The sequence below is a fragment of the Pseudomonas sp. PAMC25584 genome (assembly GCF_058135675.1).
In genome coordinates this window covers 2,510,873-2,526,929 of record NZ_CM176870.1, presented here as the reverse complement: position 1 = coordinate 2,526,929, position 16,057 = coordinate 2,510,873, and the positions used below count along the sequence as shown (strand labels likewise).

The following is a 16,057-nucleotide window of genomic DNA, read 5'->3' as shown; positions in this document are numbered from 1 at the left end:
TCGGGCCTGGCGCAGGTGCGACGGATGCGCACGGCTGGCGCGTTGCCGCACCCCCTTACTTGAGCTTCAGGCGCCGCGCCAGTTTGTGCAGGTTGCTGGCGTCCACGCCAAGCAAGCGCGCAGCACTCGCCCAATTGCCGGCGCAGTGCTCCAGGGCGTGGCGAATGTTCCAGCGCTGGCACTCGTCCACCGCCACCGCCAAGGGTTGGAAGGACTCAATCGATGACGCGGGCAAGGCGCGTTCAGCCGCGACGACGGCCGCGTCCAGGCCCAGGGCGTGCGGCTCCAGGCAGATCACCGAACTGCGCGGTTCAGCACGGCTGAGCTGTTTCAACGCGGCGCGACTGATCACGTGCTCCAGCTCGCGCACATTGCCCGGCCAGGGGTAATCGAGCAGCACCCGTTGCGCCGCTGGCGATAGCTGCAGGTCACGCAAGCCCAGGCGCTCACGGCTGAGCTCGACGAAATGCCGCGCCAGCAACCACACGTCCTCGCCGCGCTCGCGCAACGCCGGGATCGGCACCGGGTACACCGACAGCCGGTGATACAGGTCGGCGCGAAACAGGCCGTCGCGCACGCTGTCCGGTAGGTGGCGATTGGTCGCGGCGATGATGCGCACGTCCACATGCAATGGCCGATCGGCGCCCAGGCGTTGGATCTCGCCATTCTCCAGGGTACGCAGCAGCTTGGCCTGGACGCTCCAGGGCAATTCGCCGACCTCATCGAGGAACAAGGTGCCGCCGTTGGCCGCATCGAACCGCCCGGCACGGTCGTGGGTGGCGCCGGAGAAAGCCCCCTTGACGTGACCGAACAGCTCGCTTTCGGCCAACGCCTCCGGCAGCGCGGCGCAGTTGACCTGCACCAAAGGCGTGTTGCAGCGGCGCGACAGGCGATGCAGGCGCCGTGCGAACAACTCTTTGCCGACCCCGGTTTCGCCGAGCAACAACACCGGCAACTGCGTTTCGGCCAGCAGCGCCAGCTCGTCGAGCAACTGCAGCAACACCGGGCTTTGGCCGAGGATGCCGTCGGGCGGCGCGGTCATTTCGACCCTCCTGGGGTTCACAACACCCTGACAACCTGTGGTCATGATTACCTTGCTCCGGGATATATCGTTATTTTTCAATCAGTTGAAATTGGCACGCCACGTGCAATCACCGGTGTATATCCGTACCGCCGATGAGGAAAGCCCGATGCGCGTGAGCGACTGGAACACCCAACCCCAGGACCACTTGATCGACCATCTGCTGACGCGCTACCACGCGCGTCATCGCGAGCAATTGCCGGAACTGGTGCGCCTGGCGAGCCGCGTCGAACAGGTCCACGGCCACCACCTGCAATGCCCCAACGGCCTGGCCGACCTGCTGCACGATATGCAGCAGGAACTGGAGAGCCACATGCTCAAGGAAGAGCAGGTGCTGTTCCCGATGCTGCAAATGGGCATGGGCCCCCAGGCGGCGACGCCGATCCAGGTGATGCGCTACGAGCACGACCAGCACGCCGAGGCGCTGGAGCAGCTGTTAAGCCTGACGAACCAGATCACCCCGCCGGCCGAGGCCTGTAACACCTGGCGCAGCCTGTACCGCGAGCTGAGCGCCTTTCATGCCGACCTGCGCGAACACATCCGCCTGGAGAACGACATACTGTTCGCCAACGCCGCGCCCGGCCTCGTACCGGCCCGCGCATAGCGCACGTGCTCAACCGATCACTGCGACGATCGTGCAACGTTGCCTGTGCGTTGCCCTTGTCGAGGATCAAGTACGACCGACGCCAACAGGATTATCCTCGGACATCCCTTCCCGTCATTCCCCGAGGTCAAGATGGTGCTCCATCGCGTTCATCACCAAATCCTGCGCAGCCACCACCTGTTCGAGCCCCTGGACGAGGTGCAACTGAACGAACTGATGAGCAGCAGCCAATTGCTCAGTGTCGATAAAGGCGAACCACTGTTTCGCCAGGGCGAACCGGCCGACGCGTTCTACTTCGTGATCGCCGGCGCAGTGAAAATCTACCGCCTCACCCCGGACGGCCAGGAGAAGGTGTTCGAGGTGATCGGCGAGCGGCAGACCTTTGCCGAAGCCATGATGCTGATGGATACGCCCAACTACGTGGCCTGCGCCGAAGCGGTGTGCCCCACGCAGTTGTACCGGTTGTCCAACGCCACCTACATGCGTTTGCTGCAAAGCAACAGCCGCCTGACCTTCGCCCTGCTCGGCACGTTGTGCGTGCGCCTGCACCAGCGGGTCAACGAGATCGAAACCCTGTCGCTGAAAAACGCCACCCACCGCGTGGTGCGCTACCTGCTCACGCAACTGGTGCGCCTGCAAAGCACCAACTGCAGCTTTGAGCTGCCGATGGCCAAGCAATTGATTGCCGGGCACCTGTCGATCCAGCCGGAGACGTTTTCGCGGATTATCCGGCGCTTGATCGATGAGAAAATCATCACCCAGGACGGCCGGCAAATCGCGATTCTCGACCGCCCGCGCCTAGAGCAATTCGAGTGAAAACCTGCCTGGTCTGCCAGCACGGCAACGCCGTGGAGCGCGACCTTTGCGAGCGCTGTGCCACGCCGCTGCCCGAGGCCCACGCCAGCACCCTGGCGCGCCGACTGAAGCGTTTCCAGTGGTTCTGCCTGGGCCTGACGCTGTTCTGCGCGGTGATGTTCTTCTGGTTACCCAGGGACTTTTACTGAGCCTCGGTCAACTGCCGATACAGCTGCGGCAGGCGCAGCGGCAATTGTTCCGGGCGATGGATCAGCGTGAAACCATGCGCGCCGAACATGTACGGCAGGTAGTCGCCGGCCTGTTTGTCGATGGTGATGCAGAACGGAATCAAGCCCTGGCGCCGCGCTTCGACCACCGCCTGGCGCGTGTCCTCCACGCCGTAACGGCCCTCATACAGGTCCAGGTCATTGGGCTTGCCATCGGTGATCAACAACAGCAACTTGCGCCGCTGCGGGCAGGCGCCCAGCAGTTGGGTGGCCTGGCGGATGGCCGCGCCCATGCGCGTGTAGTAACCCGGTTTGAGGCCCTGAATCGCGCCACGCGTGCGATCGTCATAGGCTTGCTGGAAGGTTTTGAGCACCTGCAAACGCACCTGATGCCGCCGCAGCGAAGAAAACCCATACAACGCAAAGCGGTCCCCGGCCCCGGCCAGGCTTTCGCCGAACAGCAGCAGGCTGTCGCGTATCACATCGATGACCTTTTGCTCATCGTTGACATGGGCATCGGTGGACATCGACAGATCGGCCAGCAACAGGCACGCCAGGTCGCGGTGGGTGTGGCGCTGCTCAAGGAATAGCCCGCGCTCGGCGCAGGCGCCCTGCTGGCGCTCTACGTGAAAATCCAGCCAGGCTTGCAGGTCCACCTCTGACCCTTGAGGCTGCTGGCGCTTCCATTGGCGGTCGGTGCGCAAGCTCTGGAATTGCCGGCGCAGGCGCTGGGCCTGGGCCTGCAACCGCGCGGGCAAGGGTTGCGGCGCGGCGCAACGCGGCTGCATCAATTGCAGGTTGACGAAGCCTGCCTGCAAGCACTGCCGACGGTAGTCCCACTCGGGCAACTTGATGCCCTCACCCAAGGGGATGTCGTCGACATCGGCGGGCGGCAGATCCAGGTGCAGCTTGAGCCCGCCGCTCTTGCGCACGCGCTGGCGCGACAGGCTCAACTGGTCGAGGTCTTCGGCGACACGGGCGGCGTCCGGGTCCTGGCTGTCGTCAGACCAGCGATCGAGGTCGACGTGTTCGCTCCAACTGAACAGGTTTTCCAGGCGCACCACCAACAGGCCGCCATCGCGGCTCGCGTCGTCAACGCGGGTGGCGCGCTTGGGCCCGCCTTGCTGCTCGCCGGGCGGGGCTGACAGGTCGTCGCCCTCCTCCTCCACGTCGGTACTTTGCGGAGTGTCCAACTGCAGCGCCGGGTACAGCCATAACGGCAACGGCCAGGCGGCCCGCGCACTGCGCGGCAAGTGACGCACGCTGCCGGGTTCGCGCAGGGCCTTGCGCAAGGCCCGTTCCAGCGCGGCGTCATCGGGTTTGAGGCTGGCCGGGTCGGGGCGCAGTTGCAGGTGCGCCTCCACCAGGCGCTGGTAGCGCGGCAGCATCGCCGGGTAGCGCTGCAACAGCAGCCAGGTCCAGCGTTGGTTGTCGCGCGCCCAGTGGCTCATCGGCCCGGCGTGGGCCGCGAGCAACGCCAGCCAGCGATACAACTCGTGGTTCAGCGCCGCGTCGGGGAACACCGCCAGGCGCGCCGGCAAGCGCAGGCGGTTGCCGTCGCAAGAGGCCAAGGGCGCCTGTTTGCAGGTGCCGGCGATGCGCATCAACAGGTTGCGACGCAGCAACAGGTCGCGCTCGCAGGCCGCCTCCAGCGCCATCCCGCCGGCGCCGCCCAGGGCGCGAAACAACAGGGCCAGGCTGCGCTGATGGTCCGTCAGCGCGACCTGCGCCTCGGGGAAATCCACAGTGGCACGGCGGGTGATAAAGCGGTGCCAGACGCTGCCGACCCACTCTTCCAATTCCAGGGTAAAGGCCATGACGTGTGCTCCAAACGTAAAACGGCCCGCTGTACCAGCCGGGCCGCCCTCTCAGGGATTGACGATCAATACACAATCGGCGCCGGCGCACCGGCGACTGCTTGGCGTTGGCGGAAGCTGTACAGGTAGCAGAGCAGCCCCAGCAGGAACACCACGCCACTGGCCAAGCGGGCCCAGAACAAGACAGTCAAATGCTCGACCGTGGCCATGAACGGCAAGGCCACACCGTCCGCCGGCCAGCGCTGCAACCACACCTGCACCACGCCGGCAGCGGTGAGGAACAGGGTGATCATCACCATCGACAGCACCATCAGCCAGAAGCCCCAGATTTCAATGGTCTGCGAACGCGCATCGGGGGCTTCGCCGAGGCCGCGCAAGCGTGGCATGGCGTAGCTGATCAGGGTCATCACGATCATCGCGTAGGCCCCGAAGAACGCCAGGTGGCCGTGGGCCGCCGTGAGCTGGGTGCCGTGGGTGTAGAAGTTGACCGGTGCCAGGGTGTGCAGGAAGCCCCAGACCCCGGCACCGAAGAACGCTGTCACGGTGGTGCCCTTGGCCCACAAGGTGGCCGCGCGGTTCGGGTGCTGGCGCCGCCGACGTTTGACCATGGTGAAGGCGAACATCACCATCGCCAGGAACGGCAGCGGCTCCAGGGCCGAGAAGATCGAGCCGACCCACAGCCACACCTCGGGTGCGCCGATCCAGAAGAAGTGGTGCCCGGTGCCGATGATCCCGGTGATCAAGGCCATGGCGATGATCACGTACAGCCATTTTTCCACCACTTCACGGTCGACGCCGGTGACCTTGATCAGCACGAATGCCAGCATCGAGCCCATGATCAGTTCCCACACGCCTTCGACCCAAAGGTGCACCACCCACCACCAGTAGAATTTGTCCCGTGCGAGGTTGCCGGGGTTGTAGAAGGAGAACAGGAAGAACACCGCGAGGCCGATCAGGCCGGTCATCATCACCATGCTGACCGTGGTCTTGCGCCCTTTGAGCAGGGTCATGCCGATGTTGTAGAGAAAGCCCAGGCACACCACCACGATGCCCATTTTGGTAATGGTCGGTTGCTCGAGGAACTCGCGGCCCATGGTCGGCAACAGTTCGTTATGGGTCAGCTTGGCCAGCGCCGCATACGGCACCAGCAGGTAACCGAGGATGGTCAACACCCCGGCCGCGGCAAACACCCAGAACAGCACGATGGCCAGTTTGGGGCTGTGCAGTTCGCGGTCGGCCTCCTCGGGTATCAGGTAATAGGCGGCGCCCATGAAGCCGAACAACAGCCAGACGATCAACAGGTTGGTATGGACCATCCGCGCCACGTTGAAGGGGATCAACGGGAACAGAAAGTCGCCCACCACGTATTGCAGGCCCATGATCAGGCCAAACAGCACCTGGCCGACGAACAGGATCAAGGCAAACACAAAGTAGGGTTTGGCCACGGCCTGGGATTGGAATTTCAGATAGGGATTGGCGCTGCGCATGGCTCAGCCCTCCTTGTTCGGTGGCCAGTTATTGGTATCGATCTTCGAGCTCCATTTGAGGAACTCGGCCATGTCGTCCACCTCCTGGTCGCTGAGGTTGAATTGCGGCATGGCCCGACGCCCCGGCACCCCAAGGGGCTGCATTTTCATCCAGGCGTGCAGGAACGGCTTGAACCCTTCGTCACCCCCACGGCGCTTGAACACATTGCCCAGCTCCGGCGCAAAGTACGCGCCCTCGCCCAACAGGGTGTGGCAACCGACGCAGTTATTGCGCTCCCAGACGCCCTTGCCGCGGATCACGGAGTCAGTGAGCTGGTCGACGTTGCTGCGGGCGGGAAAGGTTTGTTCGGTGTGGTAGGTCAAGGCCAGGAAAATCAGGAAGAAGAACACGCTTCCTCCGAAATAGATGTTCCTGGCCATGCCCTTGGTGAAGGTCTCTGACATGGTCGCTTCCTCATGGCTTGGCGGTGGCCATGATAGGAAGGTGGGGGGTGAAAACCGCTTGATGGCGATCAAGAATTGTTGATCGGGGTGGTCGGGTATTCTTGGGGGATTGAGTAGCGGTCGGTTTGGCTCCGTTTGATTCAGGGTGCGGCGAAGCAGTTAAGCGTGCGCTTGAGCGTTGCCCAGTGAGCCGCTTCGGCGGGCCCGAGGGGTTGGGTCTTGACGTAACTCAACGCGATCAGGCGGCGTGTGCCCGGTAGTTGCAGCGCCAACTGGTACTGGTAAAAGCTGTCGCTGCCTTTGTTGAAACTGTTCTGCACTTCATAGGCATCGACATCCTGTGCGGTCCCCACCTTTATGGCTTGCACTGGCGAGTAACGAAGGTACTTCTCCTGTTGCTCGAGCGCTTTTAGCTGCGCTTGGAAGTTACTTTGCAACGTTTCGCCGTCCGCCAGCGGGCTACGGCTGACGACCAGCGTGGTGCCCAGGTGGGCGAACTTGAGGATATTGATCGAGGCATCCTGTACGGCGGCATCGGGCAAGGTGAATTGGGCTTCATTGATCAAGTAGTTCATGGTGCAAGTATCTCGTTATTGGCCGGCGCCCGGCGTGTCCGCAAATGTTGATTCGACGGCGTTATGGATAGTGGCTCGCACACCCTGCTGACCGGGTGATGTGCCCTTGTCACTGCCCTGGTTGATATCCAGTTTGCCTTGTGTCTGGATCTTGCTACTGCCGGAGGAAAACAGATTGAACGAGCCACAGGTCAGGTTGATGGCTCCGTCTGACGTGAGCTCAATCACACTGTCGCCGCACACCAGGCGAATACTGTCTCCAGCTTCGAGGGTATAGCGCGTGGCGGCGCAGTCGGATTTGGCGCCGCCCACCAGCACGGTGTCGTTGTTGCGTACTACGCGCAGGCGATTAGCGCCAATCGTTACCGTCTCGTTGTGCCCGATGCGCTTGTTGCGGTCATGCCCCACCGAGTGGCTCTCATCTACCTCAACCACGATGTCCTGATTCCGCTCGGCATGGATATACACCTGCTCCAACCCCTTCTTGTCCTCCATGCGGATTTCATTGAAGTTGGCCGGCGTGCCGCCCTTGCTCGAACGACTTTTCATGCCGCTCTGGGTTGCGTTCTCCGGCAAATCGTAGGGCACCGTCTGCTCCGCGTTGTACACCCGCCCAGTAATGATCGGCCGGTCGGGGTCGCCTTCGAGAAAGCTCACAATCACTTCCTGGCCGATCCGTGGGATCTGCATCGAGCCCCAGTTCTTGCCGGCCCACGACTGCGACACGCGTATCCAGCACGAGCTGTTTTCATTGGATTGGTCGTGGCGGTCCCAGTGGAAATGCACCTTCACGCGGCCGTACTGGTCGGTCCAGATTTCTTCGCCTTTGGGGCCGACCACCAGGGCGGTCTGCGGGCCTTTGACGATGGGGCGATAGGTGTTGGCCAGCGGGCGGAAGTTTTGTTGGGCGTCGATGCAGGTGAGGCTGCTTTCGTACTGCGCAGAGTTTGAGCCGCCGCCGCTTTCCAGGCTTTCCTGATGGATGTTGTAGCGGATGCCGACGATCAGGTATTCGCGGTTCTGGTCCTGGCGGCTGAAGCCGGTGAGGCTGAACAGGTGGCCGGAGCCGAGGCCGCGGGCGTTGCCGCTGAATTCGATTTGTTCATGCAGGGTTTGCAGCGCTTCGATGCGGGTGCGCGCGTAGTGTTCGCCGTCCGCGCTTTGCACGTAGGTGCCGGGGTAGTCGTACAGCGGGTAGTCGCCGGCGGTGTGCGGGCGCGGCATGGCCGAGCGCACGTCGATGCTCGCGCTGGGGCGCTGGAAGTCGTAGTCGTTGAGCTCCAGCGAGCCCGGCTGCACTTGCTGCGCCAGGTGCCAGTTGTGCATGTGGTCGCGTTCGCGTTGCTGCTCGTCCTTGGGGTAATACGGAATCGACGCGTATCCCGGCACCGTGGTGTGGGCGCCGTAGGCATCGGCCAGCACCAGCACGTGGCGGTCCTGTTCGTGTCGGAAGAAGTAGTAGATGCCTTCCTGTTCCATCAAGCGGCTGACGAAATCGAAGCTGGTTTCGCGGTACTGCACGCAGTATTCCCACTCGCGGTATGGCCGGCTCAGGGCGTCTTCGAAGTCGGAAAAACCCAGGTCGCGGAACACCTGCTTGATGATCTGCGGGATGCTCAGGTTCTGGAAAATCCGACAGTCCGAGGTGCGGCTCAGCAACCACAGCCACGGGCGTAGCGTCACCTGGTAGCTGGCGAACTGGCCCTGGTCAATGCTCTGGCTGCACTGCGCGACGATCCCGTGGAAATGCCGCTCGCCGCCGTCTGCCAGTTGCACGCCGACGCTCATCGGCTTGCCGAGCAACTGGTTGAGGTCGATGTTGGCGTCCAGGGAGGTCAGTTGCAGGTCGTAGGTGAACAGCCGACCCAACGCTTCGCCGCCGCCCATTTGATTGAGCAGCAGCACGTCCGGCCCGAGGGGGCTGGTGATTTTGGCTAGGCGTGAGGTTTGGTTGAATAGCATCGAAGTACCCTAATAGCTGAAGGAACCCAATCCAAATGTGGGAGGGGGCTTGCCCCCGATAGCAGTGTGTCAGTTGATGCATGTGGTGACTGATTCACCGCCATCGGGGGCAAGCCCCCTCCCACATTTAAACCGCATTCCAACAGTCGTTATTCGGCGTCGCTGAAGGCGTAGTGCAATTCGTTATCCCGGCTACTGATCCGCACACCCGCCTGCGCCTTGCCTTCGAGCATGCGCGTGAGGAATTCATGCCCTTCAGGACCGTTATATTTATGCCTTTTTGCACTCGATTAAGTGGCCGAAAAAACAAACACTATTAACGGGAAATTTCGTCTCAGTGTACAAATCAGACCTCCATGAAGTCGTCGTACTCCCGATAGTGGTTAATTGCTTGGATCAAAATAATGCTATTGGGAGCTTTAACGTTTTTCTGGATAATTTGTGATATTGCTTGCAAGGTTTGAACTTCAAGCCAAGTTTCGACGTTTTCTCGCTCCAAAGACTTAGGGATGCTCTCACCTGCGGTGTTTTCTACTGTTTCATCATCTTCTTCAAGCTCATCAATCTCATCCTCAGTAATAAGATAAAAAACTGCATTTTCTGGCTGCTGCTCCCATTTTTTTAAATTGGTATATACCCACGCATTCTCGGAAACTGGGTGAATGGTGTCAAAAAGGTTTGCAATACCTTGTATTTTTTTCACAGATAACTCCTATTTTCTACAAGACGAACCGCCGCCCCAGGTTTTTCGTCCGCCTACACGCTTCCCATTAGGACCTTTAGGGTGGTAATCGCCGTGACGATCTTTATGGTCTGCATAACTTACCAACTGTAGATTACCGCCTACGACGGGATGGTGGTGCCAGGTAGAACCCGCCAAGGCTATCGATCTGAATTTGCCATTCTTCTTCGGTGCTACCCACTCTGAAATACCTGGGTGCTTCGTTTCTACGGTGTTTCTCAACACGGGGTCATTCTTCATCGCGTAGTGAAGCTGCCTGTTGGATTCGGCGAAATGCACCATGTCTTTCGAATGCCAAATATCCTTGCTGATATGAGCCTCAAACGACACGTCATACACACCAGGATTTGAGCTAGCCCAACCCCATGGATCAATCCAACTGATAGGGTTTGGAGCATATTGGTAAAGATTGAAGCCCCCCTCCAACCCAATCGGATCCGGCGTCGTAAACCTCCCCACATCCGGATCATAAAACCTAAACGTATTAAAATGCAGCCCCGTCTCCCGATCCAGATACTGCCCCTGAAACCGCAAATTCTGCTCTTCAATGAAGTAAGGCTCCCGCACCTCCTCCAGCGTGTTGCCCCACACCCGATAAGTCGCTCGCCAGACGTCATGGCCGTCGGCCTCGGTGAGTTGCTCCGGCAAGCCGTTCAGGTCGTTGTGGTAATACCGCACGCGTTGGTATTCACCGTTACCGTCGACCCTGGCAAGAGGCTCGTAACTGTCGCCATCGTAGAGATAGAGGCTGGTCTGACTGTGTTTATGCTCCTGCAACAACCGTAGGCCATCCCAGGTGAACCGGGTTTCGCCCAGCGGACAGCCATCGCTGCCGTGTTCAGTTTTTTCAATGCGCCGACCCAGCGGGTCGTAGGCCATCCTGACCACGCTGCCGTTGTCATTGCGTACTTCAACTAACCGGCTTTCGGCGTCGTAGGCAAAACGCTGCACACCTCGCACAGCGCTACGCTTTTCAACCATTCGCCCCAAAGCGTCGTAGGTATAGCGCTTGTCTTGATACGTCAGCAGCCGGTTATGCCGTACCAGGCCGCCTTGTTGTGGCCCGTCGAGCAGGTTGGCTGCCGCATCCTAGGCATAGGTTTCGATCCGGCCTATTTGTTGGCTGACGAGGATACGTCCGCTACTGTCGTAGGCCAGGTGCTCTTGGCGGTCGGTACGGCGGCGTCCGATCAGGTTGTCGCTGGGGTCGTAGCTGTAGTGGGTTTCGACCAATGTCGGCAACTGCCACGGTTGGTCGATGCTGCGACGCTGGCGTGAGCGGACCCGGCCACTGCGGTCATAGTCGGTATTTGTTCTGAGTTGACCCTGAGTGCGTTGCAGTTCGCGGTGCAGGCGGTCGCGTTCGAAGTCGCTGATGACGTGGCCGTCGAGATTCAGCTGATGCAGATGGCCGCTGCCGTAGTACAGGCGATTGAGCCAGCGTCCGTCAGGCAAGTGGGTTTGAGTCAGGTTGCCCAATTCGTCGTAATGGCGTTGCAGACACCCCGCCGAGCTGTGTTCTTCGAGCAGTTGCCCCAGCGCGTCATAGCTAAAGCCAAGTGCTTGCTCGCGACCGTCGAGAGCGGTGAAGGTGACCGCGACCAGTTGGTCGTTCAGGTCGTGCTTATAAACGGTGGTGCCGTCGGCGGTGACTTTGCTGACCAGGCGCCCGAGCGGGTCGCGTTGGAGCTGGTGTGTCAGCGCGTCTACCGCCTCGCCTTCGCTTCCCGGCAGGTAACCGACGGCGACGACGTTATCCAGCGGGTCATAGGCATAGCAGCGCCGACTGTGGTCGAGGTCTTGTTGCTGCACCAGGCGATCGGCTGCGTCCCACTCAAAGCGATAGCTTTCGCCGTTTTCATTGGTCAGTTTCAGCAGTCGCCCGTAGGCATCGTGGTCGAAGGTGACGCAGCGGTTATGCGCGTCCCAGCGTTGTTTAACCTGGCCGCGCCGGTCGTAGGCATAGCGGGAAATGTTGCCGGCGGGGTCGACATAGCCCGTCAGATAACCACTGGCGTTGCGCTGGAAATGCTCAAGGCGCCCGTCCGAAAATCGGCATTCCAGCAACAACCCTTGCCGGCTGTACTGATAGCGCACCGACTCACCTTCAGCATTGGTGTGCACCACCACATTGCCGAATGCATCGTACTGGTAGCCGGTGGCGTAGCCCGAGCAATCCACTTCCTCGATCAGTTGGCTCCACTCGTCCCAGTGCAGCTTCCGGATTTTGTCGGTGGCATCGATGATCTGCACCGGCTGGCCGAAATCGTCATAGACATAACGGGTGCGGTTGCCCAGCGGATCGATCTCTTCGATGCAGTTGCCATGCCGGTCGTAGCGGTAATGCCAACGGTTGCCCGCCGGGTCGGTTTCCACTTCGGGCAATGCCCAATGCGCCAGCCACTGGGTGTTGCTGATCCTGGCCAGTGGATCGGTCACTGCGCTCAGGTTGCCGGATTCGTCGTAACTGAAGCGCCACTCGCCGTTTTGCGGATCAATCGCGCCGAGCAATTGGCGATCTTCGCTCCATTCGAACTGCCACGTATGGCCCAGGTTATCGACGTAGCGGGTGATCTGGTAATGCGGGTTCCAATAGCGTGTGCTGACCCGTTTCAGGCCATCAGTGACGCGCGTGATACCGGCATCCAGGTCGTAGTCGAAGGTGAATGCATCGCCGGCATCGGTCCAATGCCGGCTGACGCGCCATTCTTCACCCTGCGGGCCAGGCACTGCGCGCCATTGGTAGAAGCAACGCAAGCCACTCGGCAGTTGGTGTTCGACCATGCGCCGCGCGCTGTCGTAAGCAAAACGTCGTTGGCTCGTGCCTTGTGCGTCGAGGACTTCAGCCAGGTCGCCGTGGGTGTCGTAGCGATAGCTGACCAACACGTCGCTGCGCCCAGCAAAATGTTGCCGATGCAGGTAACGGCGCTCGATATGGCTCACGCGCCGCGGATGCTCGACGGTGTAGCTCACGTCGACGTGCATCAGCGCATGGCTGTCGCGCAGGCGGCACAGGCGACCCTGGGCGTCGTAATCCAGAAAGATGCGCCCTTCGTTACGATCACCCAGCAGATGCAGGCGCATCCGCGAGGGGTTCAGAGGGTCGGGTTCGAAGAGCCGATACAGGCCGTCGATACTTTCGATCAGGATGGCGCCGTCGGCGCTGCGCCGGACCGCAAGGCCTTCGCCGGTGCTGAAGGCGCCGCCTGACAACGGGATGTAGCCGATGTCTATACGGCGCGCCTGCTCATCGATGTAGGTGAGGTGTTCATCGTTATCGATCTCGACGGCGACCTCATAGGCAACGCTCCAGCCGGCGCCGAAAAGGCCGTCGTGGCGTTGGTCAAGGCTGCTGTAGAAGCGCTGCCAGTCGATGGGGAGCAGGCCTGGCAGCACGAAGTCCAGTTCTTCTTCGGCGCCGAGGATTTTGGCCCCGGTCGGGCTATGCACCGGGTTGGGCGTGCCGTTGACCGCGCTGTTGAGTGCCGAGGTGATTTTGCTGGTTCCATAGGCCACGGCTCCGCCCACCGCCGCGCCGCCGACCAGGCACGGCAATGTGCTCCTAAAGCCTTTCACATTGCCGCGTAGCGCAAGCAGCGCGGCAATCGCCAAGCCGACGCCCGGTGTCTTTCCACTGCGAATTTCGCGCACCACGACGGGGTCGCCACCGATACGCACATCGGCAGAAATCAGCCCCTCGACGCTGCCGATCTTGGCGTCACACGTGCTGCGGTCACCGCTGCGTGCGGCCGGTTGCCCGTTGATGAAGACCGAACTGGAACCCTCGGCAATGAATTGCTCGGGCATGGGCGGGTGCTTGGTGCAGGCGACCGTGTCCAGCGGACACGGCACGGTACCGGCAGCGGGTGTGGCGACCGTCGGGCGCCACAGTTGTGAGAAAAATCCCTGTGCCATGTCCAGAAAACTGGGGGCCGGTGGCTCACTGGCCGCGACCGGCACAGCCATCATCTTTCCGGCCGCCCTGGCCGCCGGTTTGCCATTGATGAAAACGTCGTCTGAGCCGCTGCTGATAAAGGCCTCGATCACCGGCGGAAAAACCCAGTTGGCGGCGGTTTCGCACCAACTGGAGATCTTCACGTCAGCCCCCGAGAGCCCGGCGGTGATCCCCATCACAGCGCCGACCGCCAGCCCCAGGGCGACGCAGCCAACGCCGCCAGTGGCGATGGTCACGCCGGTCGCTGCAGCGATCAACGCGCCGGCGGCCAGGCAGCCCACGGACGTGATGGCGGCATAGGCCGCGACTTCCAGCACACCGCCGAGAACATCGGCCATCATTGAGGTGTGCAGCAGCGCATCGCCTTCGCGGGCGGCCCAAAACGCGTCAGTCATGCCTGCAATCCCTGCCTGAAAAGGCCGGAATCAAATCACGCAACTAACGCGTTGCTCAGGTGAGACTTTCCGAGAGAGGCGTAAGAATTTTCCCAAAGCAGGCGGAGCGCAGGTGCCTGCGATGCAGACACCTCAGTCCATCAGGTCCACCCAGGCGATGCCATCGCAGGCAAGCCAGCTCCCACAGGTGACCGGATCAAGTCGGCTATACGGCCGCCTCGCTTTGGCTTTTGATCTTGGGCACTCCGAGCCTAGACAAGCCCCACCACCAACACCAAAACGACAGGCCAGCCCAGCACCAGAGCGCGCCAAAACCTGGGGGCATGCCGTAACTCCATGAACCCATCGGCAATCATCCACGCCTTGACCACCGCCAGCAGCAAAACCGCCAGCCATAGCCCGGAGCCGCCGGCCAGCACGGTGCCGACGCTGAGCAACACCAACGTAGCCCAACACACGATCAACCCTTGGGAAGCGGTCATCAGCACCTCATCCAATCACGTAAACCAACGGAAACAGCACCACCCACACCAGATCCACCATGTGCCAATACAGCACCCCCGACTCCAGCCCGCCGACCGACAGCCCGACGCGCCAGCAGCCCAGCGCCAGCCACGCGAGAATCACCATGCCCAGCAGCACATGCAGGAAATGAAACCCGGTCAGTATCCAGTACAAGGTAAAAAACGTGCTGTGCTCCAGGCCGAGTCCCGCAGCGCCCAGGTGGGCGTACTCGGTGAGCTTGATCGCCACATAGACCAGCGCCACCAACAACGCCGCGACGAATAAACCGGCGCCGCGTCGCCAGCGCTGCAATCGCACCTGCTGCAACGCCAACGCGGCAAGCAACCCGGCGGTCAACAGGCTCAGGGTCATCGCCAGCCCGGTGGAGGTGTCCAGTTGCGCGCGCCCTGCGGCAAACACCTCGGGTTTGAGCACCTGGGTCACGGCGAACGCGAGGATCAGAATCGCGAACACCGACAACTCGGCGAGGATGAAAAACCACATCGCCAGGTCGCCCGGCAGGCGGCGGGGTTCAGGCAAAGTACACATCCACCACGTCCATCAAGGCGGCCACGGTGTGCGGGTCGTCCGTCAGCGCTTCGGCCAGGCACGCCAGGCAGGCTTCGCGAATGGGCATGCCGGCGGCGATCAGGCGCGCGGTGAAAATCAGCAGGCGCGTGGAGGCGACTTCTTCCAGGTCGTGTTGATCGAGGCGGCGCAAGGCCTGGCCGAGGCGCACCACCTGGGTCGCCAGGGCAAGGTCCACCTGAGCCTCACGCGCCACGATGCGCGCCTCGCCTTCGACGGCCGGGTAATCGAAGCGCATCGCGACGAAACGCTGGCGGGTGCTGGGCTTCATGCCCTTGAGCAGGTTCTGGTAACCGGGGTTATAGGACACCACCAGCATGAACGACGGCGGCGCCTTGACCACTTCGCCGGTGCGCTCCAGGTACAACTCGCGGCGGTCGTCGGCCACCGGGTGCAGCACCACGGCAGTGTCCTGGCGGGCCTCGACCACTTCGTCCAGGTAGCAGATGCCGCCTTCGCGCACGGCGCGGGTCAGCGGGCCGTCCTGCCACCAGGTGCCCTCGGCGCCGATCAGGTGACGGCCAATCAGGTCGGCGGCACTCAGGTCGTCGTGGCAGGCCACGGTGTACAGCGGCAAGTGCAGACGGTGCGCCATGTGCTGCACGAAGCGAGTCTTGCCGCAGCCCGTAGGGCCCTTGATCAGCACCGGCATGCGGTGGCGCCAGGCGTGTTCGAACAGCAGGTGTTCATTGTCCAGGGGTTGGTAGAAGGGCTCAGTCATGACAGGCATCCACAGCGGGTTTGACGGCCACGCTACGGGCGCCTGCGACAACTTGGCAAGCGTCGCCTGCGGCGAACTTGATCGCGGTCAAGCAGGTATTCCGGCACGGCGCCATAGTCTGTGCCGGCACGAAGAACCTGCGCCCCGCACCGCGTTGCGA

At 61.7% G+C, this 16,057-nt stretch carries 12 protein-coding genes and 3 pseudogenes; 3 read left to right on the top strand and 12 right to left on the bottom strand.

Going from position 1 to position 16,057, the window contains the following annotated elements:
• Positions 1 to 55 precede the first annotated feature (55 nt).
• Positions 56 to 1,024 (bottom strand): annotated as a pseudogene (locus ACS5Q8_RS11785) (sigma 54-interacting transcriptional regulator); the annotation flags it as partial.
• 61 nt (positions 1,025 to 1,085) lie between these two features.
• Between ACS5Q8_RS11785 and ACS5Q8_RS11780 the strand changes: the two are divergent.
• From ACS5Q8_RS11780 to ACS5Q8_RS11770, 3 genes are all read left to right on the top strand, one after another.
• Entirely contained in the window at positions 1,086 to 1,685 is a 600-nt protein-coding gene (locus ACS5Q8_RS11780; RefSeq protein ID WP_426103155.1) for a hemerythrin domain-containing protein, read from the top strand.
• Positions 1,686 to 1,817: 132 nt separating this feature from the next.
• Positions 1,818 to 2,501 (top strand): Crp/Fnr family transcriptional regulator, encoded by a 684-nt coding sequence (locus ACS5Q8_RS11775; protein WP_276193424.1) that lies wholly within the window; start codon positions 1,818 to 1,820, stop codon positions 2,499 to 2,501.
• On the top strand, positions 2,498 to 2,689 hold the full coding sequence (locus ACS5Q8_RS11770) for a protein DnrP (protein WP_276193426.1): 192 nt from the start codon (positions 2,498 to 2,500) through the stop codon (positions 2,687 to 2,689). Before ACS5Q8_RS11775 ends, ACS5Q8_RS11770 begins: the two co-directional genes overlap by 4 nt.
• On the opposite strand, the gene ACS5Q8_RS11765 is transcribed toward ACS5Q8_RS11770, so the two are convergent.
• From ACS5Q8_RS11765 to ACS5Q8_RS11715, 11 genes and pseudogenes are all read right to left on the bottom strand, one after another.
• On the bottom strand, positions 2,683 to 4,524 hold the full coding sequence (locus tag ACS5Q8_RS11765) for a nitric oxide reductase activation protein NorD (RefSeq protein ID WP_465160218.1): 1,842 nt from the start codon (positions 4,522 to 4,524) through the stop codon (positions 2,683 to 2,685). The two genes, ACS5Q8_RS11770 and ACS5Q8_RS11765, sit on opposite strands and share 7 nt — an antisense overlap.
• Before the next feature lie 65 nt (positions 4,525 to 4,589).
• Positions 4,590 to 6,011 carry a cbb3-type cytochrome c oxidase subunit I gene (locus tag ACS5Q8_RS11760; RefSeq protein ID WP_261755623.1) on the bottom strand — a complete coding sequence of 474 codons (1,422 nt, stop codon included), beginning with the start codon at positions 6,009 to 6,011 and terminating at the stop codon, positions 4,590 to 4,592.
• A 3-nt stretch (positions 6,012 to 6,014) separates the two neighbouring features.
• The gene (locus tag ACS5Q8_RS11755; protein ID WP_276193430.1) at positions 6,015 to 6,455 is read right to left on the bottom strand and encodes a c-type cytochrome; all 441 of its coding nucleotides are present in this window, start codon (positions 6,453 to 6,455) and stop codon (positions 6,015 to 6,017) included.
• A 140-nt stretch (positions 6,456 to 6,595) separates the two neighbouring features.
• On the bottom strand, positions 6,596 to 7,030 hold the full coding sequence (locus tag ACS5Q8_RS11750) for a DcrB-related protein (RefSeq protein ID WP_426103151.1): 435 nt from the start codon (positions 7,028 to 7,030) through the stop codon (positions 6,596 to 6,598).
• A 15-nt stretch (positions 7,031 to 7,045) separates the two neighbouring features.
• Positions 7,046 to 8,992 (bottom strand): type VI secretion system Vgr family protein, encoded by a 1,947-nt coding sequence (locus tag ACS5Q8_RS11745; RefSeq protein WP_276193432.1) that lies wholly within the window; start codon positions 8,990 to 8,992, stop codon positions 7,046 to 7,048.
• 149 nt (positions 8,993 to 9,141) lie between these two features.
• A pseudogene (locus ACS5Q8_RS11740) lies at positions 9,142 to 9,240 on the bottom strand (hypothetical protein); the annotation flags it as partial.
• Between the two features lie 98 nt (positions 9,241 to 9,338).
• Positions 9,339 to 9,695, bottom strand: coding sequence for a hypothetical protein (locus ACS5Q8_RS11735; RefSeq protein ID WP_426102369.1), 357 nt, complete (start codon positions 9,693 to 9,695; stop codon positions 9,339 to 9,341).
• A 393-nt stretch (positions 9,696 to 10,088) separates the two neighbouring features.
• Positions 10,089 to 14,084: pseudogene (locus ACS5Q8_RS11730) on the bottom strand (RHS repeat-associated core domain-containing protein); the annotation flags it as partial.
• A 251-nt stretch (positions 14,085 to 14,335) separates the two neighbouring features.
• Positions 14,336 to 14,566, bottom strand: a complete 231-nt coding sequence (locus tag ACS5Q8_RS11725) for a cytochrome C oxidase subunit IV family protein (RefSeq protein ID WP_276193437.1) — start codon at positions 14,564 to 14,566, stop codon at positions 14,336 to 14,338.
• A gap of 7 nt (positions 14,567 to 14,573) precedes the next feature.
• Positions 14,574 to 15,137 carry a cytochrome c oxidase subunit 3 gene (locus ACS5Q8_RS11720; RefSeq protein ID WP_443694085.1) on the bottom strand — a complete coding sequence of 188 codons (564 nt, stop codon included), beginning with the start codon at positions 15,135 to 15,137 and terminating at the stop codon, positions 14,574 to 14,576.
• Positions 15,121 to 15,897, bottom strand: coding sequence for a CbbQ/NirQ/NorQ/GpvN family protein (locus tag ACS5Q8_RS11715; protein WP_426102375.1), 777 nt, complete (start codon positions 15,895 to 15,897; stop codon positions 15,121 to 15,123). Before ACS5Q8_RS11715 ends, ACS5Q8_RS11720 begins: the two co-directional genes overlap by 17 nt.
• Positions 15,898 to 16,057 lie beyond the last annotated feature (160 nt).